Annotated in this window: 18 protein-coding genes and 1 riboswitch; of the genes, 11 read left to right on the top strand and 7 right to left on the bottom strand. The window is 69.2% G+C overall.

The features are described from left to right. Positions 1 to 82 precede the first annotated feature (82 nt). A complete protein-coding gene (locus BLV63_RS15235; RefSeq protein WP_066214626.1) occupies positions 83 to 1,096 on the bottom strand; it encodes an agmatine deiminase family protein in 1,014 nt (337 codons plus the stop codon). A gap of 281 nt (positions 1,097 to 1,377) precedes the next feature. Then, a complete protein-coding gene (locus BLV63_RS15230; RefSeq protein WP_254780572.1) occupies positions 1,378 to 2,940 on the bottom strand; it encodes an MFS transporter in 1,563 nt (520 codons plus the stop codon). Positions 2,941 to 3,026: 86 nt separating this feature from the next. Between BLV63_RS15230 and BLV63_RS15225 the strand changes: the two genes are divergently transcribed. The 7 genes from BLV63_RS15225 to BLV63_RS15195 all read left to right on the top strand — a co-directional run bounded on the left by BLV63_RS15225 (position 3,027) and on the right by BLV63_RS15195 (position 13,423). Next, on the top strand, positions 3,027 to 3,578 hold the full coding sequence (locus BLV63_RS15225) for a TetR/AcrR family transcriptional regulator (protein ID WP_066214228.1): 552 nt from the start codon (positions 3,027 to 3,029) through the stop codon (positions 3,576 to 3,578). Then, the gene (locus tag BLV63_RS15220) at positions 3,565 to 4,407 is read left to right on the top strand and encodes a tetratricopeptide repeat protein (protein ID WP_139244713.1); all 843 of its coding nucleotides are present in this window, start codon (positions 3,565 to 3,567) and stop codon (positions 4,405 to 4,407) included. Before BLV63_RS15225 ends, BLV63_RS15220 begins: the two co-directional genes overlap by 14 nt. Positions 4,408 to 4,505: 98 nt before the next feature. Continuing rightward, a riboswitch (glycine riboswitch) is annotated at positions 4,506 to 4,605 on the top strand. 67 nt (positions 4,606 to 4,672) lie between these two features. Then, positions 4,673 to 7,648 (top strand): aminomethyl-transferring glycine dehydrogenase, encoded by a 2,976-nt coding sequence (gene gcvP / locus BLV63_RS15215; protein WP_082724144.1) that lies wholly within the window; start codon positions 4,673 to 4,675, stop codon positions 7,646 to 7,648. Positions 7,649 to 7,681: 33 nt separating this feature from the next. After that, the gene (gene gcvT / locus BLV63_RS15210) at positions 7,682 to 8,806 is read left to right on the top strand and encodes a glycine cleavage system aminomethyltransferase GcvT (protein ID WP_066214233.1); all 1,125 of its coding nucleotides are present in this window, start codon (positions 7,682 to 7,684) and stop codon (positions 8,804 to 8,806) included. A gap of 12 nt (positions 8,807 to 8,818) precedes the next feature. Next, positions 8,819 to 10,216, top strand: coding sequence for an L-serine ammonia-lyase (locus BLV63_RS15205; protein WP_066214236.1), 1,398 nt, complete (start codon positions 8,819 to 8,821; stop codon positions 10,214 to 10,216). A gap of 212 nt (positions 10,217 to 10,428) precedes the next feature. Then, entirely contained in the window at positions 10,429 to 11,502 is a 1,074-nt protein-coding gene (locus tag BLV63_RS15200; RefSeq protein WP_066214630.1) for a lipid II:glycine glycyltransferase FemX, read from the top strand. A gap of 541 nt (positions 11,503 to 12,043) precedes the next feature. Beyond that, positions 12,044 to 13,423 (top strand): threonine/serine exporter family protein, encoded by a 1,380-nt coding sequence (locus BLV63_RS15195; protein ID WP_373277849.1) that lies wholly within the window; start codon positions 12,044 to 12,046, stop codon positions 13,421 to 13,423. Positions 13,424 to 13,516: 93 nt separating this feature from the next. On the opposite strand, the gene BLV63_RS15190 is transcribed toward BLV63_RS15195, so the two are convergent. Both BLV63_RS15190 and BLV63_RS15185 read right to left on the bottom strand, forming a co-directional pair. Beyond that, positions 13,517 to 14,344, bottom strand: a complete 828-nt coding sequence (locus BLV63_RS15190; RefSeq protein ID WP_066214239.1) for a siderophore-interacting protein — start codon at positions 14,342 to 14,344, stop codon at positions 13,517 to 13,519. A 48-nt stretch (positions 14,345 to 14,392) separates the two neighbouring features. Next, positions 14,393 to 15,214 (bottom strand): uracil-DNA glycosylase, encoded by an 822-nt coding sequence (locus BLV63_RS15185; RefSeq protein ID WP_082724145.1) that lies wholly within the window; start codon positions 15,212 to 15,214, stop codon positions 14,393 to 14,395. 76 nt (positions 15,215 to 15,290) lie between these two features. Here BLV63_RS15185 and BLV63_RS15180 point away from each other — a divergent pair, with 76 nt between their 5' ends. The 4 genes from BLV63_RS15180 to BLV63_RS15165 all read left to right on the top strand — a co-directional run bounded on the left by BLV63_RS15180 (position 15,291) and on the right by BLV63_RS15165 (position 19,725). Then, positions 15,291 to 15,614, top strand: a complete 324-nt coding sequence (locus tag BLV63_RS15180) for a DUF3263 domain-containing protein (RefSeq protein WP_066214243.1) — start codon at positions 15,291 to 15,293, stop codon at positions 15,612 to 15,614. A gap of 40 nt (positions 15,615 to 15,654) precedes the next feature. Further along, positions 15,655 to 16,254, top strand: coding sequence for a LytR C-terminal domain-containing protein (locus BLV63_RS15175; protein ID WP_066214244.1), 600 nt, complete (start codon positions 15,655 to 15,657; stop codon positions 16,252 to 16,254). A 469-nt stretch (positions 16,255 to 16,723) separates the two neighbouring features. Beyond that, a complete protein-coding gene (gene groL / locus BLV63_RS15170; protein WP_066214245.1) occupies positions 16,724 to 18,349 on the top strand; it encodes a chaperonin GroEL in 1,626 nt (541 codons plus the stop codon). A 200-nt stretch (positions 18,350 to 18,549) separates the two neighbouring features. After that, positions 18,550 to 19,725: a ribonuclease HI family protein gene (locus BLV63_RS15165; RefSeq protein ID WP_074784364.1), complete on the top strand. Its 1,176-nt coding sequence runs from the start codon at positions 18,550 to 18,552 to the stop codon at positions 19,723 to 19,725. Positions 19,726 to 19,799: 74 nt separating this feature from the next. Here the strand turns inward: BLV63_RS15165 and BLV63_RS15160 are convergent, their stop codons facing one another. The 3 genes from BLV63_RS15160 to BLV63_RS15150 form a co-directional block, all read right to left on the bottom strand. Beyond that, positions 19,800 to 20,090: a WXG100 family type VII secretion target gene (locus BLV63_RS15160; RefSeq protein ID WP_066214246.1), complete on the bottom strand. Its 291-nt coding sequence runs from the start codon at positions 20,088 to 20,090 to the stop codon at positions 19,800 to 19,802. A gap of 178 nt (positions 20,091 to 20,268) precedes the next feature. After that, entirely contained in the window at positions 20,269 to 21,723 is a 1,455-nt protein-coding gene (locus BLV63_RS15155) for a sensor histidine kinase (protein WP_066214249.1), read from the bottom strand. Between the two features lies 1 nt (position 21,724). Continuing rightward, positions 21,725 to 22,435, bottom strand: a complete 711-nt coding sequence (locus BLV63_RS15150) for a response regulator transcription factor (RefSeq protein WP_066214637.1) — start codon at positions 22,433 to 22,435, stop codon at positions 21,725 to 21,727. Positions 22,436 to 22,481: the final 46 nt, after the last annotated feature.

Raw genomic sequence — 22,481 nt, 5'->3', positions numbered from 1 at the left:
CGACGGGCAGACCGGTGAGGGCCTGCCCGTCGACCCGGAGGGGCGGGTCTGGCCGGGCCGGGCGGGGACCCGGCGCGATGGGTCAGCGAGCGGCGCGCGGCTGCTGCTGGGTGATGCAGTGGATGCCGCCGCCGCGGGCGAAGAGCTCGCGGGCGTCGACGGTGACGATCTCGCGGCCCGGGTAGGCGGCGGAGAGTGCTTCGACGGCGCGGGCGTCGTTGGCGTCGTTGAACGAGCAGGCGATGACGGCGCCGTTGAGGACGACGTGGTTGATGTAGCTGAAGTCCACGAAGCCCTCCTCATCGGTGAGGGTGGCGGGCGCGGGCACCGGGATGACGGTGAGCGTGCGGCCCGCGGCGTCCGTGCTGTCCTTGAGGAGCGCGATGATCTCCTGGGAGACCTCGTAGTCGGGGTGGTCCGGGTTCTCCTGGTGGTGGACCAGGACCGTGCCGGGGGAGGAGAGCGTGGCGACGATGTCCACGTGGCCGCGGGTGCCGAACTCCTCGGAGTCGCGGGTGAGGCCGCGGGGCAGCCAGATGGCCTTCGTGGCGCCGATGGTGCGGGCCAGCTCGGCCTCGATCTGCTCCTTGGTGGCGCCGGGGTTGCGGCCCTGATCCAGCTGCACGGTCTCGGTGAGGAGCACGGTGCCCTCGCCGTCCACGTGGATGCCGCCGCCCTCGTTGACGATCGGGGACGAGATCAGCTCCGCGGGGGTCTGGCCGGCCACGAACGCGCCGATCTTGGAGTCCTTGTCCCAGGCGGCCCACTCCTGGGCGCCCCAGCCGTTGAAGACCCAGTCCACGGCGCCGAGGCGGCCCTCGGCGTCCAGGACGAAACTCGGGCCGATGTCGCGCATCCAGGCGTCGTTGAGCTCCGCGGTGACGACCTCGACGCGCGGGTCCAGGTACTGGGCGGCGATCTCGGTGTCCGCGGGATCGACGACCATGGTGACCGGCTCGAAGTTGACGGCCGCATTGGCCACGGCGGCCCAGGTGGTGCGGGCGGCGTGGGCGTCCTCCGCCGTCTCGCCCAGGGTGTAACCCTCGTGCGGGAAGGCCATCCAGAGACGTTCCTGCTCGGCGGTCTCCGAGGGCATGATCCAGCGCTGGGCGTTGTCGGCGGGAGTGGTTTCGTCAGCCACGTCAGACTCCAATGTGTGATGGCTAGCTTGTGAGGAGGGCCACAAAAATGAACAATGTTCATTTAGTATGGGTGGTGCGCTTCACATTTGGCAAGCCGTCCGCGGCGGGCGGCACGCCCCGGGCGTCTGACCAGCGGATTCACTGGCAGACGCCCGGAGCGCTTCTCCCCAGGGGCCGGAGGTGACCTCGGCCCAGGTCAGCCTCCCCAGACTGACCGGTCGTGCGCAGGAGCCGGTCAGTGACCGGCACGCTCCTGCTGGCTTTCCTTGGTGGCGCGCGGGACCTTGCGCAGGCCGATCGCCGCGGCGATGGTCACGCTGACCATCAGCAGGGCGCCGATGGCGGCCGTGATGGTGACGCCCGAGTCGAAGGCGTGCTGCGCCGTCGTCGTCAGCTGATGACCCAGCTCGCCACCCACGCGGTGTGCGACGTCGATCGCTCCGGCGAGCGTCTCCTTCGCCGCGTGGCCGTCCGCCTCGCTCAGCCCGGCCGGCAGCCGCAGGTGCTGCTGATAGCTGGCGGTCAGGATCGACCCGAGGATCGCGGTGCCCAGCAGGGCGCCGAACTCGTAGCCGGTCTCCGAGATCGCGGAGGCCGCGCCGGCCTTCTCCGGCGGCACCGACCCCATGATGAGGTCGTTGGAGATCGTCTCGGCCGCGCCGATGCCGATCGACAGCAGGTAGACCGCCAGGAGGAAGACCGGCATGCCGACGCTGTTGCCGAACAGGGCGACCAGGACGTACGCGGTGGTGCTCAGGGCGAGGCCCGCCGTGACCACGGTGCCCGGACGCAGCGCGCGCACCAGTGGGACTGAGGACAGGCCCGCGATGATCGTCGCCACGGAGGCCGGCAGTAGGGTGATGCCGGCCTGGAACGGGCTCATGCCTTCCACCAGCTGCAAGTGCTGGGAGAAGAAGAAGATGAAGCCCGTCATGGAGACGAAGGACAGGACGTTGGCCGCGATCGACGTGCTGAACACCGGGTTGGTGAACAGCGCGACGTCCAGCATGGGGGCCGGGATCCGGCGCTGACGGCGGACGAACAGCACGCCCATGCCCAGGCCGAAGAACGCCAGGGCCAGCGGGAGCGGCTCGAAGCCGTGCACCGTGAGCTCCTTGATGGCCACCGCGACGGGACCCATCGAGAGGATCGAGAGGAAGACACTGGGGACGTCGATGGGGTGCGGGGAATTGTCCTTGGACTCCGGGATCATCCGGGTGCCCAGCACCAGGAGTGGCGCCAGCAGGAAGGCGGGCATCATGAGCACCGCGCCCCACCAGAAGTGGTCCACGAGCCAGCCGCCCACGATCGGGCCGAGCGCCGCGCCGCCGGAGAAGAAGGCCGCCCAGATGGCGATCGCCAGCCGGCGCTGGTTGTTGTCCGTGAAGATGTTCCGGATCAGGGACAGGGTGCTCGGCATGAGGGTCGCGCCGAAGAGGCCGAGGGCCGCACGTCCGGCGATCAGGGCGCCGGCGGTGGGCGAGAAGGCCGCCGCGATGGAGGCCAGGCCGAAGCCGGCGCTGCCGATCATGAGGAGCTTCCGGCGCCCGATGCGGTCACCCAGATTGCCCATGGCCACGAGGAGCGCGGCCAGGACGAGCGGGTAGGCGTCGATGATCCAGAGGAGTTCCACGCCGCTCGCCTGCAAGGAGCTGGCGATGGCGGGGAGTGCGAAAGTGAGGGCGGTGTTGTCCACTGCCACGAGCAGCACGGGCACCATGAGCAGTGCCAGGGCCGCCCACTTCTGCCATGGCGCCGTCCCGTTGCTCGTGTGCTGAGTCAAGGTCTTGGTCGTCATGATCATAACTGTACCGTCTGGACTGTATAGTTTCAATCCGGGCGTCATCCTCCCGCGCCGTCACCGAACCATGCAGAATGGAAGCCATGTCACGAAAGCCCGTAGCCAGGAACGCCGTCCTCGACGCCTTCGAATCGATGCTGATCGAAGTGGGGGAGCGGGGCGCCACCCTGGATGCGGTGGCGGCGCGTGCCGGGGTCTCCAAGGGCGGTCTGCTGTACCACTACCCGAACAAGGAAGCCCTGGTCGCCGCTCTCCTGGACCGCTTCGACGCGCTGGCCCAGGAGGAGATCGAGGCGATGAAGACGGCTCCGGAAGGCGCCGGCGTGTACTTCATCAAGGAGGCCATCTGGGACGGCGGACCTCTCGACCGTTCCTTCGTCGCCGCGACCCGCCTCGCGGAAGTGGCCCATGCCGAGACCCAGCGCCGCTTCGCGAGGATCCAGAAGCAGTGGCTCGAAGTGCTCACGGAGGAACTCGGCGAGGACCTGGCCCGCGCCGTCCGGTACATGTCCGACGGGCTGTATTTCAACGCGGTCCTGGAGAACGGCGGTGGGCAGGAGATGGACCGCGCCAAGACCGACGCCGAGGTGCAGAGCCTCCTGCGGGTGCTCGAGCTGGTCCGTGGCAAGATCTGAGCCCGCGGGCCGCGGCGGAGCGGCCGTTGATCCGGTGGAGGAAGCCGTTGAGATGATCCTCGAGGGGGATCCGGGCGGCATCTTCAACCTGGCCAACGAGCTGAGCCGCACGCCCCGCGCCGACGTCGTCGACACGCTGTACCGCCTGGCCATCGCCCGAGGGGTCGTGGGGGCGCCGCTGAACTACGGCTGGTTCCTGACGCGGGAGGGCCGCCACCGCGAAGCGCTCGCGCAATTCACCGCCGCCCACGAGGCGGGGGACCCCCTCGCCCCGTTCCACCTGGGCGAGACGTACTGGACGATGGGCCGCCACCGGGACGCCGTGACCTGGCTCGAACAGGCCGGGTTCCGTGAGGGCGTCGCGCTGCGGCTCGCCCGGTCGTATCGCGCGCTGGGCGATGCCGCGAAAGCCGAGCGGGTGCTCCTGGAGGCGAAGGACCGCGACGCCGAGGCTGCCGTCGAACTGGTCACCTCTTCCGGCGTCCTCGCCCGTCCCGCGGCGATCGCCCTGCTGGAAAGGCACCTCGAGCGGGGCGCCGTGGACGTCCTGATCCCGCTGGCCGAGCTGTACTCACGCGGCGGGGACACGGCGACGGAGATCCGTCTGCTCCGTCGTTCCGTCGAGGAGGGTGAGCCGAACGCCGCGCACAATCTGGGTCTGGCGCTCTGGCGGGCCGGACGTCTCCGCGAAGGCCGGATGCTCCTGAAGGAGGCCGCCGCGCGGGGTGACCGGCTGTCCCAGGACCTGCTGCGGCGGATCCACGGTGAGCGCAGGGCCCAGCTGAGGCGGCTCAAACGCGAGGCGAAGAGGGCGCGCGGCGCGATCTGAGCTTCCGGGCCACGCCCCGTTTGCCCTCCCAGGCCCCAGGGGAGACAATTGAGGCTGTGACTGCTATCACCGCGGTCCGCCACAAGTGAATAAGCCATCGATCCGCGGCGGGAGAGTCCTGCGAACGGGTATTACGCAGGCGCCGTAGGAGCAAAACCTCCCCAGGAATCTCTCAGGCCCCCGTACCGCCGCTCCGAGGCAACTCTGGAAAGCAGCCGGTCACCCGGCTCACCGACGGTGCAGGTGCCCGCCCTCAGTGGTGGGTATGAAAACTCTCAGGTCCCACACAGAGCGGGGAGGAGCCCATCCCGTTCCGGCGTACCATTCGCCGGCCAAGCACTGGAGTTCCTTCGTGACGAATCCCTCCGCCGTCCTTGATCTGGCGAAGTCCGGCAGCTTCGTGGACCGCCACATCGGCTCACGCCGTCAGACCGAGATCGACACCATGCTGCAGGCCGTGGGCTACAGCTCGGTCGACGCCCTGGTCAACACCGCGGTCCCGGATGACATCAAGCAGCCCACGCCGCTCACGCTGCGCCCGGCCCTCTCCGAGGTCGAGGTCCTCGCCGAGCTGCGCCGTCTGGCCTCGCTCAACAAGACCGCCGTCCAGCTCATCGGCCAGGGTTACTACGACACCGTCACGCCCGCCGTGATCCGCCGGAACATCCTCGAGGCGCCGGCCTGGTACACCGCGTACACCCCGTACCAGCCGGAGATCTCCCAGGGCCGCCTCGAAGCGCTCCTGAACTTCCAGACCATGGTGCAGGACCTCGTCGGCCTGCCCATCGCGAACGCCTCCCTGCTGGACGAAGGCACCGCCGTCGTCGAGGCCGTCCTGCTCATGCGCCGCGCGAACAAGGCGAAGGAAGCCGCCGACGGCAAGACCGTGCTCGACGCCGACCTCCTCCCGCAGACCATCGCCCTCGTGAAGGGCCGCGCCGAGGCCCTCGGCTTCGAGGTCGAGGTCGCAGACCTGTCCGCCGGCCTCCCGGAAGGCGCCATCAACGGCATCGTCCTGCAGCAGCCCGGCGTCTCCGGCAAGGTCTTCGACCACGCCCCGGTCATCGCGGCCGCCAAGGAACGCGGCGCCATGGTCACCGTCGCCGCCGATCTGCTCTCCCTCACCCTCATCACCCCTCCGGGTGAGCAGGGCGCGGACATCGCCGTCGGCAGCGCCCAGCGCTTCGGCGTCCCGCTGTTCTTCGGCGGCCCGCACGCCGCGTACATGGCCGTCCGCAAGGGCCTCGAGCGCTCCCTGCCGGGCCGCCTGGTCGGTGTCTCCAAAGACGACGCCGGCACCCCGGCCTACCGTCTGGCCCTCCAGACCCGCGAGCAGCACATCCGCCGCGAGAAGGCCACCTCCAACATCTGCACCGCGCAGGCACTGCTGGCGATCGTCGCCTCGATGTACGGCGTCTTCCACGGCCCCGACGGCCTGAAGGCCATCGCCTCCCAGGTGCACGCCCACGCCGCACGCTTCGACGCCGCCCTGCGCGCCGCCGGTGTGCAGACCGCGAACACCGAATTCTTCGACACCGTGACGGTCATCGTCCCGGGCCGCGCCGCCGAAATCCTCGCGGCCGCCGAGGAAGCCGGCTACAACCTCCGCGCCATCGACGCGGACACCCTGGGCGTCTCCTTCGACGAGACCACGACGCCGGAGACGGTCGCCGCCGTCGCGTCCTTCTTCGGCGCGGACGCCTCCGCCGTGGAGACCTCCGGCGCGGAGTACCCGCTGGCCCTGAGCCGCAACACCGACTTCATGACCCACCCGGTCTTCAACACGCACCGTTCCGAGACCCAGATGCTGCGCTACATCCGCCGCCTCTCGGACCGCGACCTCGCGCTGGACCGCACCATGATCCCGCTGGGCTCCTGCACCATGAAGCTGAACGCGACCGCCGAGATGGAAGCCATCTCCTGGCCCGAGTTCGCCTCCATCCACCCGTTCGCCCCGGACTCCCAGACCGCCGGATGGCGTGAGCTGATCGACGGGCTCGAAGCCGATCTCGCCGAGATCACCGGCTACGACCAGGTCTCCATCCAGCCGAACGCCGGTTCGCAGGGCGAGCTGGCCGGCCTCCTGGCCATCCGCGGCTACCACCACTCCCGCGGCGATGTGCAGCGCGACATCTGCCTCATTCCGGCTTCGGCGCACGGCACCAACGCGGCCTCGGCCGTCCTGGCCGGCATGAAGGTCGTCGTCGTGGCGACGGCGCCCGACGGCACGATCGACCACGAGGACCTCAAGGCCAAGATCGAGGCGCACCGCGACGCGATCGCCGCCATCATGATCACCTACCCGTCCACCCACGGTGTCTACGACGCCGATGTGCGCTACATCTGCGACGCCGTGCACGAAGCGGGCGGCCAGGTCTACATCGACGGCGCGAACCTGAACGCCCTCGTCGGCCTCGCCCAGCCCGGCAAGTTCGGCGGCGACGTCTCCCACCTGAACCTTCACAAGACGTTCTGCATCCCGCACGGCGGTGGCGGCCCCGGCGTCGGACCGGTCGCGGCCCGCGCCCACCTGGCGCCGTTCATGCCCGGCAACGCGGCGGATCCGGCCAACGGCGCCGGCGGCGCCCCGATCTCCGCGAGCCGCTTCGGCTCGGCCGGCGTGCTGCCCATCTCCTGGGCCTACATCCGCCTCATGGGCGGCGACGGACTCACCGAGGCCACCAAGTCCGCCCTGCTGGCCGCCAACTACGTGGCCAAGCGCCTCGATGAGCACTTCCCGGTCCTCTACACCGGCGAAGGCGGCCTCGTGGCCCACGAGTGCATCCTGGACCTCCGTCAGCTGACCGCCGACACCGGCGTCACGGCGGAGGATGTGGCCAAGCGCCTCATCGACTTCGGTTTCCACGCGCCGACCCTGGCGTTCCCGGTGGCCGGCACCCTGATGGTGGAGCCCACCGAGTCCGAGGACCTCGGCGAGCTGGACCGTTTCATCGACGCCATGATCGTCATCCGCGGTGAGATCGAGCAGGTCCGCAACGGTGACTTCAGCGTCGAGGACAGCCCGCTGCGCCACGCGCCGCACACGGCGTCCGCCGTCGTGACCTCGGAGTGGGACCGTTCCTACAGCCGCGAGCAGGCCGCCTTCCCGGCCCGCCCGGACCACTCCGGTCACGCTCACGGCCAGGACAAGTACTTCCCGCCGGTGGGACGCATCGATGGCGCCTCGGGCGACCGCAATCTGGTCTGCTCCTGCCCGCCCATCGAAGCGTTCGAGAACTGAACCCGCCGCACAGGACCGAAGGACATCCACTCCATGACTGAGAACCACACAGCCCTGTACGCCGAGCACGAGAAACTGGGCGCCTCGTTCACCGACTTCGGCGGCTGGCAGATGCCGCTCAAGTACGGTTCCGAGCTGGCGGAGCACCACGCCGTCCGCCAGGCGGCCGGCCTCTTCGACCTCTCCCACATGGGTGAGGTCTGGGTTGAGGGCCCCGGCGCGGGCGCCTTCCTGGACTACGCCCTGGTGGGCAAGCTGTCCGCGATCGCGGAGGGCAAGGCCAAGTACTCGCTGATCTGCCAGGAGGACGGCGGGATCATCGACGACCTCATCGTCTACCGTCGCGGCGAGGACAAGTTCCTCGTGGTGCCGAACGCGGGCAACGCGCCCGTCGTGGCCGAGGAGCTCCAGCAGCGTGCCGAGGGCTTCGACGTCACCGTCACGAACGCGTCGGCCGACATCTCCCTCATCGCCGTCCAGGGTCCGAACGCGGAGGCCATCCTCCTCACCCTCGTGCCGGAGGACGAGCACGAGACCGTCACCGGGCTGAAGTACTACGCCGCCGTCGAGGTCACCATCAACGGCGAGTCCCTCCTCCTGGCCCGCACGGGCTACACGGGCGAGGACGGCTTCGAGATCTTCGTGGCCAACGGGTCCGCGCCGGCACTGTGGCAGGCGCTCCTGGCCGCCGGAGAGGGCCACGGCCTGGTGCCGGCCGGTCTGGCGTCGCGTGACTCGCTCCGCCTCGAGGCCGGCATGCCGCTCTACGGCAACGAGCTCTCCCGGGAAGGCACCCCCTTCGCCGCGGGCCTCGGCCCCGTGGTCGCGCTCAAGAGCAAGGACGGCGACTTCGTCGGCCGGTCCGCCCTCGAAGCCGCCAAGGAGAACGGCGTGGGGACCACCTCGGGCCGTCGCCTGGTGGGCCTGAAGGGCCTGGGACGCCGGGCTGGCCGCAGCCACTACAACGTGCTGAAGGACGGCGTCGTGGTGGGCGAGGTCACCTCCGGACAGCCCAGCCCGACCCTCGGATATCCGGTGGCTCTGGCGTACGTGGATGTGGCTTACACTGAACCGGGCACCGCGCTGGACATCGATCTGCGCGGCAAGGCGGAACCGTTCGAAGTGGTCTCCCTGCCCTTCTACAAGCGTGAGCGTTAGGCGGTAAGAACCGTGGCCGTTGGTGTTTTTGAGCTCTTCAAGATCGGCGTGGGCCCGTCCAGCTCCCATACCGTGGGGCCGATGCTGGCGGCCGCGGTCTTCGCCCAGGAGGTGCGCGACGCCGGGCTGCTGCCCCGCGTGGCAGGCCTCGGCGTCGACCTCTACGGCTCCCTCGCAGCCACCGGCCGGGGGCACGGCACCTTCACCGCCGTGCTCCTCGGTCTGGAGGGCTACTACCCGGACAAGATCCTGCCCGAGGAGGTCGAGGAGCGGCTCGCCGCGATCGAGGAGAGCGGCACCGTCACCTTCGCCGGTGAGGTGCGCCTCGAGTACGGCGTCGCGGACATGATCCAGCACCCGCTGACCGTGCTCCCGCGCCACACCAACGGCATGAAGTTCGCCGTGAAGGACGCCGACGGCGAGATCCTCCACGAGGCCACCTTCTTCTCCGTGGGCGGCGGGTTCATCGTCCGCGAGGGCGAGGAGCAGCAGGCCAAGCAGGAGCTGGAAGAGTCCAAGAAGGAGCTTCCGCTGCCGTTCCGCACGGCCGCCGAGCTGCTGGGCCGCTGCCACAGCAAGGGCCTGGGCATCTCCGACATCATGCTCATCAATGAGAAGGCGAGCCGGACGGAGGAGGAGATCCGCGAGGGTCTGCTCAAGATCTGGGCCGTCATGGAGGCGTGCGTCGAGAAGAGCATCCACCGCGAAGGCCTGCTGCCCGGCGGTCTGAACGTCCGCCGTCGCGCTCCGGACTGGCATGACCGCCTCCTCAAGGAGGACAAGGACCGCGACCCCAAGTACTGGCAGGAGTGGGTCAACCTCGTGGCGCTGGCGGTCAACGAGGAGAACGCGAGCGGCGGCCGCGTCGTCACGGCGCCCACCAACGGCGCCGCGGGGATCATCCCGGCCGTGCTGTACTACGCGCTGAACTACGCGCCCGGCATGGAGAACGCCACGCAGCAGGACAAGGACGACGTGGTGGTCAGGTTCCTCCTGGCCGCAGGGGCCGTCGGCGTGCTCTACAAGGAGCAGGCCTCCATCTCCGGCGCCGAGGTCGGCTGCCAGGGCGAGGTCGGGTCGGCCTCCTCCATGGCGGCCGCGGGACTCGCCGAGGTCATGGGCGGCACGCCCGCGCAGGTGGAGAACGCCGCGGAGATCGCGATGGAGCACAACCTGGGCCTGACCTGCGATCCCATCGGCGGCCTGGTCCAGGTGCCCTGCATCGAGCGCAACGCCATCGCCGCGGCGAAGGCCATCAACGCCACCAAGATGGCTCTCTGGGGCGACGGCACGCACCGCGTCTCACTGGACGAGGTCATCATCACGATGCGGGAGACCGGCAAGGACATGTCCACCAAGTACAAGGAGACGGCGCTGGGCGGGCTGGCCGTCAACGTCGTGGAGTGCTGAGAGCGTCATCGCCGGCGTTCCCGGGACACGCCTGGGAGCAAGATCACCTCTGAGCCGACCAAGGCTCCGGGGGCGGCCACAGGGCGGCGGATCCCCGCCGCCCTGTGGCGTTTCAGGCGGCTCTCTGAGACCCGTTCCACAGCATCCGGACAGGGGTCGCCGGATAGACTGACGACAGCCGTTCAGCCACCTCAGGATTGGAAGCCGTGACCTTGCGAACCTTCACCGCCCGCTTTGCCACCGACGATGAGATCGCGCGCTGGGACGAGCTGGTCACGGCCAACCCGAACGGCGGCAACCTGCTGCAGTCTGAGGCCTACGCGTCGGTCAAGAAGCACTACGGCTGGGACATCCGGCACGTGGTCCACGAGTGCGCGGAGTACAGCAGCTACAACCTGGTGCTGGAGAAGCGCATCCCGCTCCTGGGCCGCTACTGGTACATGATCAAGGGCCCGGACGTGTCCGGGGTCCAGGATCTCCCCGGGATCTTCACCGCCAACGCCGAGTTCGTGAAGCGTGAGCGTCTCGGGGTCTTCGCCATCAAGATCGAACCGGACATCGTGGCCACCGACACCTCGCGGGCCGTGCTCAACGGTCTGGGCGCCCTGAAGATGCCGAATCTGCAGCCCAACGACCACACGGTCATCCTGGACATCTCCCCGGAGACCGAGGACATCCTCAAGAGCTTCTCCTCCCGCGGCCGCAACGCGGTGCGCCGTGCCCTCCGCGAGGGCGTCGAGGTCCGCAAGGGCGAGGCCACGGAGGAGGACTTCCGTGCGATGTACTCGCTCATGAACGGCACCCTCGAGACCAAGGCCACCGTCCGGCCCCGCGAGTACGACTACTTCCGCCGCTTCTGGGGCGGCTTCATGGAGCGCGGGCAGGGCCACCTGTACTTCGTCCACGAAAACGGTGTGCCTTCGGTGGGAGCCTTCGTCATCAACTACGGCCACAAGGGCACCTATAAGGACGGTGGGTCGCTGCAGAAGCGCAACCAGTACGGCGACTCGCACCTGGTCCAGTGGCAGGCCATGAACGACATGAAGGCCCTCGGCTGCACCGAATACGACCTCTGCGGCACCCCGCCCGCGGCGAGCATCAAGGATCCGGAGCACCCGCACTACGGGCTCGGCCTGTTCAAGACCAGCTTCTCGAAGACTGTCACCGACTTCGTGGGATGTTATGACCAAGTGCTCAGCCCCGTGAAGTACACAGTGTGGGCAAGGATCGGTGAACGGGTGGTCCGCCAGATCCACACCCGCCGCACCGGTCAGCAGTTCTACTGAGCCGCACCGCGGCTCCGAAGCGCAGGGAGTCCTCATGAACGCCAGAGAGCCGCACCGCAGCGATCCGGACGCCACGACGACGTCCGCCGCGAACAGCCCCCGCCGGGGCGACGACGGCGGCGCGCAGCCGCCCGCCGCCGACCCGCGCCCCGCCCAGGGGGCGGCGCAGTCCGGGGAGGGTGCGCCGTCGTCGTCCGGCCCGCGCACGGACCGCCCCCTGGACGCCGCGGGCCCGATGCCCCGGGTGCCCGTGCCGAACGCGCCCGTGCCGAACGCGCCCGCGCAGAGCGCACCTGTGCAGACCGCCGGCACGGGCCGCATCCCCGTCCCCGTCCCGGCGCGGCCCGCCGCGGGCTCCTCATCGGCACGGAACTCCGGCCGGACTCCCGCCCGCACGCCCGGCCGCGGCGCCGGCCCCGCACGGTCCGGAACGAAGCCCGGCAAGTCCCCGGCCGCGCAGTCCAGGCCCACCACGGACGGCCTGCCCAAGACCGAGCCGCTGACCCCGGCCGAGCTGCGCGCCACCACCTCGGCCAAGCGCATGCTGCGGAATCTGGTGCGCGGCGAGCAGCCCCCGACGGCACCGCTGAGCATCGTGGACCGGCTGGCCGGCAGCCCCTACGCCAACCCGACCATCCGGGTGGGCGGCGTCGACGAGTCCGCGCGCAAGACGATCGACTTTGCGCTCCGCCTGGCCGAAACGATGTTCCGGTACGGCGCCGGCGCCCTCGAGGTCGAGACCAGCATCATCGCGGTCACGGCGGCACTGGGACTGAAGAACGTCGAAGTGGACATCACCAATCAGTCGGTGTCCATCAACTACGCCCCGAAGGATCAGACCCCCATCACGCTCCTGCGCGTGGTGCGGTCCTGGACCAGCAACTACGCGGGGCTGTCCGAGGTGCACCAGCTCGTCTCGGACATCGCCGCGGGCGGTGTGAGCCGCAAGGAGGCCAACAAGCGGCTGGATGAGATCCTCAAGCGGCCCAAGCCCTTCGCCCGCTGGATGGTCACCCTGGCCTTCGGCGTGTTCGCCGCGGCGTTCGTGGGCGTTCTCGGCGGCGGCATCCTCGCCTCGTCGATCGCGTTCGTCTCGTCGCTCGTGGTCGACCTCGTGTCCCGCCAGCTCGCGCGATGGCGTGTCCCGGACTTCTACGCCACGGCGGCGTCGTCGTTCTTCGTGACCTTCCTGGCCCTGCTCCTCTGGCGGTTCGGGGCGAACATCGCACCGTCGATCGTGGTGGCGGGCGGCATCCTGCTCCTGCTGCCCACGGGTCGGCTCGTCTCCGCGGTGCAGGACGCGATCAACGGCTTCCCGGTGACGGCGGCCGGGCGTCTGCTCTCGGCCATGCTGACCTTCGGCGCGATCGTGTCCGGCATCGGTGTCGCGTTCGTGGCGGGGAACCTCACCGGCATGCCGGACATCAACGTGACCGCGACCTTCCCGCCGGCCTACGACTTCTGGTTCCAGGTGGTCCTGGTGGCCGTGTCCCTCGTGGCGATCACCGTGACGGAGCAGTCGCCCGTGCGGCTCGTGCTCCCGACCATGGCGGTGGGGATCGTGGGGTACTTCGTGCTGCTGGGCGTCGCCCAGATCGGGGTGGGGGACCGCATGGGACCCGCGGTCTCGGCCGTCGTGATCGGTTTCCTCGCCCGCGTGGTGGCCTTGCGGATGGGCGCCCCTCAGCTGGTGGTCGCCGTCCCGGCCGCGCTCATCCTCTTGCCGGGTCTGCGGATCTTCCGGTCCATGTACACGCTCACCATCAACGGGGACGACTTCCTCAACGGCGCGGGCGGCATGCTCAATGCGGTGGCCGTGGTGCTGGGGATCGCCGCGGGCATCGTGCTCGGCGACAGTCTCGCCCGGCCGCTGACGTCGGGACTGTCCAGCAACGAGCGCCGGAGGACCCGCCGCCGCTGACCCCTGATCGAGTGTCCCCACCATTGACAGCCGAAAACCCCCGGATTCCGGGGGTTTTCGGCGTCCTATGGAGCAGTCGATCCTGGTGAACCGTCAGATCTTGCCGATCTCCGTCTTCTTCTCCGCCTGGAACTGATCCTCGACCCGGCCGTAAGCCCAGTAACCGGAGATCGACAGGTCCTTGCGGTCCAGGCCGCGCCTCTTGATCAGTTCGTCGCGCAGTGCCTTGACCAGCCCGCGCTCCCCGTGCACGAACGCCTGGACCTTGCCCTCCGGGAAGTCGGCCGCGGAGACGGCGTCGACCAGCACCGTGCTCTCACCGGCGGGCACGCCGCGGCGGAAGAGCCAGGACAGCTCGACGCCGGCGGGCGCCGTGAGCTCCTGGACGTCGGCCTCGGTGTCCACCTCGATGAGGGCCAGTCCGCGGGCGTCGGTCGGCAGGGCTTCCAGGGCTGCCGAGACGGCGGGCAGCGCCGAATCGTCACCCAGCAGGAGGTGCCAGTCGGCGTCGGGGCTGGGGGAGTAACCGCCGCCCGGTCCGCGGAACGTGAACCGGTCGCCGGGGACCGCTCGTGCCGCCCACGGCCCCGCGAGCCCCTCGTCACCGTGCACCACGAAATCGATGGCCAGTTCCTGGGCGTCCAGATCCACGTGACGGATCGTGTAAGTCCGGGTCACCGGCTGTTCCGCGGGGGAGAGGTTCTCCTGAGCCCAGGCCGGGTCGAACGGCTCCGGGTAGCTCACGCCGGGGCGCGGGAAGGCGATCTTGACGTAGCGGTCCGTGAAGTCGTTCAGGACGAATCCGGCGAAACCCGGGCCTCCCGCATGCACCCGCACCATGTGTTCGCTGACCCGTTCAGTACGGAGCACCTCGAGGGTGTACCAGGGCTTCGACGGGCGGCGCGCGGGGGTTTCAGTCATGAGGTGAGCCTACCCTAAGGGCCCGTCTCGGCCCGCCTTGAGCCGGGCTCAGAGGCTCCAGTCGACGGGCTCGGCCCCTTGCTCCACCAGCAGCTCGTTGACCTTGCTGAAGGGGCGCGAACCGAAGAAGCCGCGCGACGCCGACAGCGGGCTGGGATGGGCGCTGCTCACCGTCGGGCAGCCGTCCAGCAAGGGGGTGACGCCCGCGGCGTCGCGGCCCCAGAGGACCGCCACGAGAGGGAGGCGCTTCCCGTCCGGAGCCCTGCGCGCGACGACGGCCCGGATCGCCGCCGTCGTGAACTCCTCCCAGCCGCGCCGGCGGTGCGAGCCGGCGTTCCCCGCCTCGACGCTGAGCACCCGGTTCAGAAGGAGGACGCCCTGGTCCGCCCAGCGGCTCAGATCGCCGTGGACCGGCGTGGGGAGGCCCAGGTCGTCGTGGAGTTCCCGGAAGATGTTGCCCAGGCTGCGGGGCACCGGGCGGCAGTCCGGGGCGACCGAGAAGGAGAGCCCCATGGCGTGGCCGGGCGTGGGGTAGGGGTCCTGGCCCAGGATCAGGACCTTCACGTCGTCGAGCGGTCGTCGGAAGGCGGTGAACAGCGCGGGCGCCGGCGGGAGGATCCGGGCGCCGCTCTCCTCCTCAGTGGCGAGCCGGCGGATCACGGAGCCCAGGGCCGGCCCCTCGGGCGAGAGGGCCTCGGCCCAGCTCGGGTGCAGGGCGCCGCTCTCCACGAGGCCGTCCCAGCCCTCGTCGGCCAGGCGGCGGAACGCCCCGGGGTCGCCCGGGCGCTCTTCGGTGCTCAGTCCCTCCCCGGGGAAGTCGAAGGCCTCCTGGGAACCGGTGGGGCTGGGGGCGGTGCTGCGCTGGTCCATGCCCTCGATTGTGCCAAATGACATCGTTGTGATTTCGGATCTATCATGGAAAGGACGCACGGTGAAGGGAGGAAACATGGCCGAGGCAGCAGTGTCGCCGGATGGTGTTCCGGCCCACCCCGGATCCCCGGAGGGCTCGCAGCCCGCTCCGGGATTGTCGGAGCGTGACCAGCGGATCCTCGAGTTCGAACGGTCCTGGTGGAAGTACTCGGGAGCCAAGGAACAGGCCATCCGTGAACTGTTCGATCTCTCCGCCACGCATTACTACCAGCAGCTCAATCAGGTCATCGACAGCCAGGCCGCCCTGGCGCATGACCCCATGCTCGTCAAGAGATTGCGTAGACTACGTACGTCGCGCCACCGGGCCAGGACTGCTCGTCGCCTGGGCAACGGCGCGTGAACCTGTAGGACCACCTGCCACTCCGTGAGGACGCGCCTCGATGACCAAATACGCCCGGGACGAATTCGATGATGTGCCGGAAGGCACCGAACGCCGCGGGGTCCACCGTGTCGCCAGGGCCTCCGCCGGCGCCGCGCTGCGTCCCTTGCTGGCGACCGGCGTCGTCGCCCTGCTGATCGGCCTCGTCGCGTACTTCGCCTTCCCCTCCATGGGCGTCCGGGCCGAGGCCAAGGCCTCGCCGTCCGCCTCCTCGAGCGCCTCGGCGAAACCATCCGCCAAACCGTCGGCGAAGCCGTCCGCATCGACCCCGGCCCCCTCTCCGAGCGCGACCACGCCGTCCGCTCCGCCCACGACCACGCCCACCGTGGATAAGTCCCGCCCCGTGTCCGTGTACAACGGCACCACGACGGCGGGCCTCGCGGCCGGCTACGGCGCCAAGGTCACGGCCGCCGGCTGGACCCTGGGACCCGTCGGCAACTGGCAGGGCGTGGCGCAGCCGAGTTCGGTGGTCTTCTACAACGCCGAGAGCCTCAAGGCGTCCGCGACCGAGCTGGCCGGCGCCCTGGGGATCGCCCGGGTGGAGCTGGCCACGAACCTCCAGGACCCGCTTGCCGTGGTGCTGGGTCCCGGCGCGGCCTGACCTCCTCCCGGATATTCGGCCTGCCCTGTCCCACCGCCGATCGCTGAACGGTGTCGTCGGACGGCGGCTGTTGTTCCTGATGTCCTGACGGTTCGTCCCCCGACGGCCTCCCGGACGGCGGAGCAGGTCACGCGCCGCTTCCGCCGGACACGCTGCCTCCGCACCCGGTCGTGCCTCACGGAGCACCACGGTCCCGAGGTTTCGCCAGTGGCGTGAACGCCTTGCACTCACCAGTCGAGAGTGCTAATTATGGAGTTAGCACTCCGGAGTGCCGACTGCTAATGAATCCGTTCCGCGGAGGATGGCCGGCCCGCCGGAGAGAAGGCAACCCCGGTCTCAATGAGGCCCGGTGCGCCGGCGTACGGATGCCGGCGGGCCGTGCCGTCCGTCGCGGGCATTGGGCAGCCAGGACCCTTCATCCCTCAACGACAGTCCGGAAACGTACTGACCCGAAAGGACCTTTGCCGTCATGGCCAAGATCATTGCATTTGATGAAGAGGCACGCCGCGGCCTGGAGCGGGGCCTGAACATCCTCGCCGACGCCGTCAAGGTCACCCTGGGCCCGCGTGGTCGCAACGTGGTGCTCGAGAAGAAGTGGGGCGCTCCCACGATCACCAACGATGGTGTGTCCATCGCCAAGGAGATCGAGCTCGAGGATCCCTACGAGAAGATCGGCGCAGAGCTGGTCAAGGAAGTCGCCAAGAAGACTGACGACGTCGCCGGTGACGGCACCACCACCGCCACGGTGCTGGCTCAGGCGCTCGTGAAGGAAGGCCTGCGCAACGTCGCCGCCGGCGCCGACCCGCTGTCCCTCAAGCGCGGCATCGAGAAGGCCGTCGAGGCCGTCACCGAAGAGCTGCTCGGTTCCGCCAAGGAGATCGAGACCAAGGAAGAGATCGCCGCCACCGCGTCGATCTCCGCCGGTGACGCTCAGATCGGTGAACTGATCGCCGAAGCCCTGGACAAGGTGGGCAAGGAAGGCGTCATCACCGTCGAGGAGTCCAACACCTTCGGCCTGGAGCTCGAGCTCACCGAGGGCATGCGCTTCGACAAGGGCTACATCTCCGCGTACTTCGTCACCGACGCAGAGCGCCAGGAGACCGTGCTCGAGGATCCCTACATCCTCATCGTGAACTCCAAGATCAGCTCCGTGAAGGACCTGGTCGCCGTCCTGGAGAAGGTCATGCAGGCCAACAAGCCGCTGCTGATCATCGCCGAGGACGTCGAGGGCGAGGCTCTGGCCACCCTCATCGTCAACAAGCTCAAGGGCACCTTCAAGTCCGTCGCCGTCAAGGCTCCGGGCTTCGGTGACCGCCGCAAGGCTCAGCTGGCCGACATCGCTATCCTCACCGGTGGCAACGTCATCTCCGAGGAGATCGGCCTCAAGCTCGACGCCGCCACCCTGGCCGACCTCGGCCAGGCCCGCAAGGTCGTCGTCACCAAGGACGAGACCACGATCGTCGAGGGTGCCGGCGACGCCGAAGCCATCGCCGGCCGCGTGGCTCAGATCCGTTCCGAGATCGAGAACTCCGACTCGGACTACGACCGCGAGAAGCTCCAGGAGCGCCTGGCGAAGCTGGCCGGCGGCGTGGCCGTCATCAAGGCCGGTGCAGCCACCGAGGTGGAGCTCAAGGAGCGCAAGCACCGCATCGAGGACGCCGTCCGCAACGCGAAGGCCGCCGTCGAGGAAGGCATCGTCGCCGGTGGTGGCGTTGCTCTGATCCAGGCCGGCGCCAAGGCGTTCGCCAACCTGCAGCTCGAGGGTGACGAGGCCACCGGCGCCAACATCGTCAAGGTCGCCATCGACGCCCCGCTGAAGCAGATCGCCTTCAACGCCGGCCTCGAGCCGGGCGTCGTCGCCGACAAGGTCCGCAGCCTGCCTGCCGGTCACGGCCTGAACGCCGCCACCGGCGAGTACGTGGACCTGCTGGCCGCCGGCGTCAACGACCCGGTCAAGGTGACCCGTTCCGCTCTGCAGAACGCGGCCTCCATCGCCGGTCTCTTCCTCACCACCGAGGCAGTCGTGGCCGACAAGCCGGAGAAGAACGCTCCGGCCGCCGGCGCCGACGAGATGGGCGGCATGGGCGGGTTCTGATCCCCGGCTCTGCTTGCCGGTGTCTCACCGGACAGTGCACGGCGGCGGGCCGCACCTTTCGAGGTGCGGCCCGCCGCCGCGTTTAAGGGCTGTGCCGGGTGAGGCGTGTGCCGGTCGGGGCGGAAGGTCCGGGTGGAAGAGAGAACGTCCGCTGCCGGGCGTGCGGCCGGACGGCGGAGGCCTTGTGGCAGGATTGTCGGGTGACGATTACGGCTGCTGCAGATGGTTCCGCGCTGGGCAATCCTGGACCCGCGGGGTGGGCCTGGTACATCGACGATGACACCTGGAGGGCCGGCGGCTGGCCGCACGGCACGAACAACCAGGGTGAGCTCATGGCGGTGCTGGATCTGCTCCGCAGCACCGCGCACCGCGCGGATGAACCCCTGAAGATCCTCTGCGACAGCCAGTATGTCATCAACTGCCTGACCAAGTGGATGCCGGGCTGGAAGCGCAAGGGCTGGCGCAAGGCTGACGGCAAGCCCGTTCTGAACGTGGATCTGCTCAAGGAGCTCGACGATGCCCTCAAGGGGCGGAACGTCGCATTCGAGTGGGTGAAGGGTCATGCCGGACACTCCTTGAACGAGGCCGCGGACGACCGTGCCCGTGCCGTCGCCACCGCTTACCAGCGCGGAGGGAAGTCGATCCCCTCCGGTCCTGGCTTTCCGGGCGCTCAGCTCGCGGAGCCCCACAACGCGGAAACCCGGGGCGCTGAAACACGGAGTGCCGAAAGCCGCAGCCTGAACGTTGAGCGCCCCGACGCTCGCCCCGCATCGGCAGGTACCGCCGTGTCCCGGAACCCCCCGGCAGCGACCGGCCACGCACCGAGCACCACGGCACAGGCTCGCCCGTCTGCGTCTGCATCTGGGCCTGTGTCTGGGTCTGTTTCTGCGTCCGGCACGGATGAGGCGGAGCCCGATCTGTTCTCGATCCTGGAGGAGGACTTCCGGGACTCGTCCGGACAGCAGGACGCGGTGGCCACCGTGACCGCACTGGAGAAGCGCCTTCTGGAACCGGCCGTCCGCGCCGACCTCGGCGAGGTGGCGAGGATCCTGCACCCCGACTTCGAGGAGATCGGAAGTTCGGGCCGCACCTGGTCCCGGGAGGAGATGCTCCTCGCCCTGGCGGATGAGGATCACGAGCCGATCGACATCACCCCTTTGTCCGCTTCCCGTCTGACCGAGAGCACCATCCTGCTCCAGTACCGGACCCGGTCTGCCGGCCGCACCGTCCTCCGCAGCTCGCTGTGGATCCTGACTGAACCGGCGGCTTCCCGGGGCGCCGGGCCGCGGAGCACAGGGTCCCGGGACGCCACCGACCAGGGCGCCGCCTCTCAGAGCACGTGGCGTCTGCGGTTCCATCAGGGGACGCCGGAGTAGACGAGCATCGGCCGGAACCCCAAGTCTGCGGCCGGCCGTCCGGCGCCCGGGGTCCGGGCGCCAGACGGCCCCACTCAGTGGGCGAAGCGCTGCGCATTCGTCAGTTCGACGTCCCGGTACTGAGCCGCCGCCTGAGCAAGTGCCGAGTTGATGGCCGCCATGGACGCCTCCACGCGATTCTGAGTCGCGGCCCACTCCGCCACCAGGGACTGGAAGCTGGCGGAGGCATTCCCGCGCCAGCTGCCCTGCAGCGCGGTGAGCCCCTGGTTCATCGCTCTGATGTCCGCGGAGATGCGTTCCATGGTGCCGCGGACCCGGCCGGACTGAAGGTGCAGGAGTTCGGTGTCGACGGAGATGACGCTCATGGTGTTCCTTTCGCTGTGACGGACCCGGTGGGGTCTCTTTCGTCTCAGCCTAGGAACGCGCCCGGCTGCCGGGCCGCGAGCAGTGGCCTATGTGGACAGCCGCGCAGGCACGCCGTCCACAGGCAGACCGGGAGGCGCGCTCCGTCGTCGCACGTCGCGGTCGGCAGGCGCGGCAGGGTCACTCCGTGATGTCGGAGGCGAGAGCGTCGTCCGCCGAGTGGGGGAGCCGGACCTGGAACGTGGCTCCGCCCCCCGGGGTGTCGATGATCCGGACCGTTCCACCGTGGCTGCCCACGATGGCGGCGACGATCGCGAGACCCAGGCCGCTGCCGCCGGTCTCCCGGGTGCGAGAGGTGTCCGCCCGGTAGAAGCGTTCGAAGATCCGGGCCTGATCCTCCTCGGAGATGCCGGGTCCGTGGTCGCGGACCTCGAGCACGGACCACGAACCGTCCTCGTCCTGCCGCCGGCCCACCGCCAGCTCGAGAGGCGACTCCTCCGGGGTGTACCGGAGGGCGTTGCCGAGCAGATTGCTCACCACTTGGCGGATCTTCGCCTCATCACCCAGCGCGGGGGCCGGGACCGGCTGCGCCGCGTCCAGACCCACCAGGCGGACCGTGCGCTGGGGCGCGCTCGCGCGGGTGTCCACCACGGCGTCGTTGCCCAGCAGCATCAGATCGAAGGGCTTTTCCTGCAGTGGCCTCTGCTCATCGAGACGGGCGAGGGTCAGCAGGTCTTCGACCATGGAGCCCATGCGCTTGGCTTCGCTCTCGATCCGGCTCATGGCCGTGGCCACGTCGGAGTCGGTCCGCAGGGCGCCATGACGGTAGAGCTCCGAGAAGCCCCGGATGGTCACGAGCGGGGTGCGGAGTTCGTGGGAGGCGTCGGCGGCGAAGCGGCGCATGCGCTGTTCGGACGCCGTCCGCGCGGCGAACGCCGATTCGATGTTGGCCAGCATGGTGTTGAGCGAGGTCGCCAGGCGCCCGACCTCGGTGTGAGGCGTGCGGATCTCGACGCGCTGGGACAAGTCACCCGAGGCGATGGCCGCCGCCGTCCTCTCCACCCGCGCCAGGGGACGGAAGGACCGGGTGACCGTCCAGGTGGCGATGAAGAACGCGAGGATCAACGTGAGGAGACCGACGCCCACCACCACCAGGATGGCGTGCTCCATGATCTCGTCCACCGGTGCCAGGGGAAGCCCGACCACCACCACGTAGCCGTGGCCGCTCTGGTCGACGAAGGGGACCGCCACCGCGCGCCAGTCGTGCCCGGTGGTGCCCGCGATGTCGAAGGGCTTCCGCTTCAGGGACGTGGCCTGGGCCAGGCTCATCTGCTCGATGTCCGGATAGCCCGACTGGTTCGCCCCGGTCCGGTACACAGGGGCGCCGGGGCGCAGGACCACCACGGAATAGTCGGTGGGGACGCTGCTCAGACCGCTGGTCAGCTGGGCGTACCCACCGTATTTCTGCATGCTCGTGGTGGCGACGCTCAGACGGTCGTCGATCTGCGATTGCAGATAGCTGTGCAGAAGCGCCATGGTGCCTGCGCCGGTGGTCACGAGGGCCACCAGCAGCAGGCCCATGATGGTTGCGATCAGCTGTGCCCGCAGGGATGCGGACTTCCACCGGCGGAGCAAGTCAGCGCTTCTCGGCAGTCCGCAGGACGTACCCCACGCCTCGCTTGGTCTGGATCAGCGTGGGGGCGTCCGGGACGATGTCGATCTTGCGGCGCAGGTAGGAGATGTAGGACTCCACGATCGAGGCGTCACCGTTGAAGTCGTACTCCCAGACGTGGTCGAGGATCTGAGCCTTCGACAGCACGCGGTTGGGGTTCAGCATGAGGTAGCGGAGCAGCTTGAACTCGGTGGGGGACAGCTCGATGGTGGTCCCGCCCCGGCGCACTTCGTGGGCGTCGTCGTCGAGTTCCAGGTCATCGACGCGGATGATCGCCTCGTCCTCGAGCAGCGGCTGGGTGCGGCGGAGGACGGCGCGGACGCGTGCCACGACTTCGTCCAGGCTGAACGGCTTGGTGACGTAGTCGTCGCCGCCGACCGTCAGGCCGTTGACCTTGTCTTCGGTGTCGTCCTTGGCCGTCAGGAAGAGCACCGGGATGTGGCGGCCTGCGGCACGGAGCTTCCGCGTGACGTTGAAACCGTCCATGTCCGGGAGCATCACGTCCAGAACGATCAGATCAGGGGACTCGCTTTCGGCCTTGGCCAGGGCGTCGCGTCCGTTGGCGGCGGCCACGACGTCGAAGCCGGCGAAGCGCAGAGAGGTTGAGAGGAGTTCCCGGATATTGGGTTCGTCATCAACAACCAGGAGTTTGGCTTCAGGCGTTTCAGTCTTCATGCCCTTCATCTTCCGCCCAGATCCTGAGTGTTGTCTGGAAGATTTC

The sequence above is a fragment of the Arthrobacter woluwensis genome (assembly GCF_900105345.1).
GTDB classification, from domain to species: domain Bacteria; phylum Actinomycetota; class Actinomycetes; order Actinomycetales; family Micrococcaceae; genus Arthrobacter_E; species Arthrobacter_E woluwensis.
Note: the sequence above shows the minus strand (reverse complement) of the source record. Positions and strands in the feature narration are given on the sequence as shown.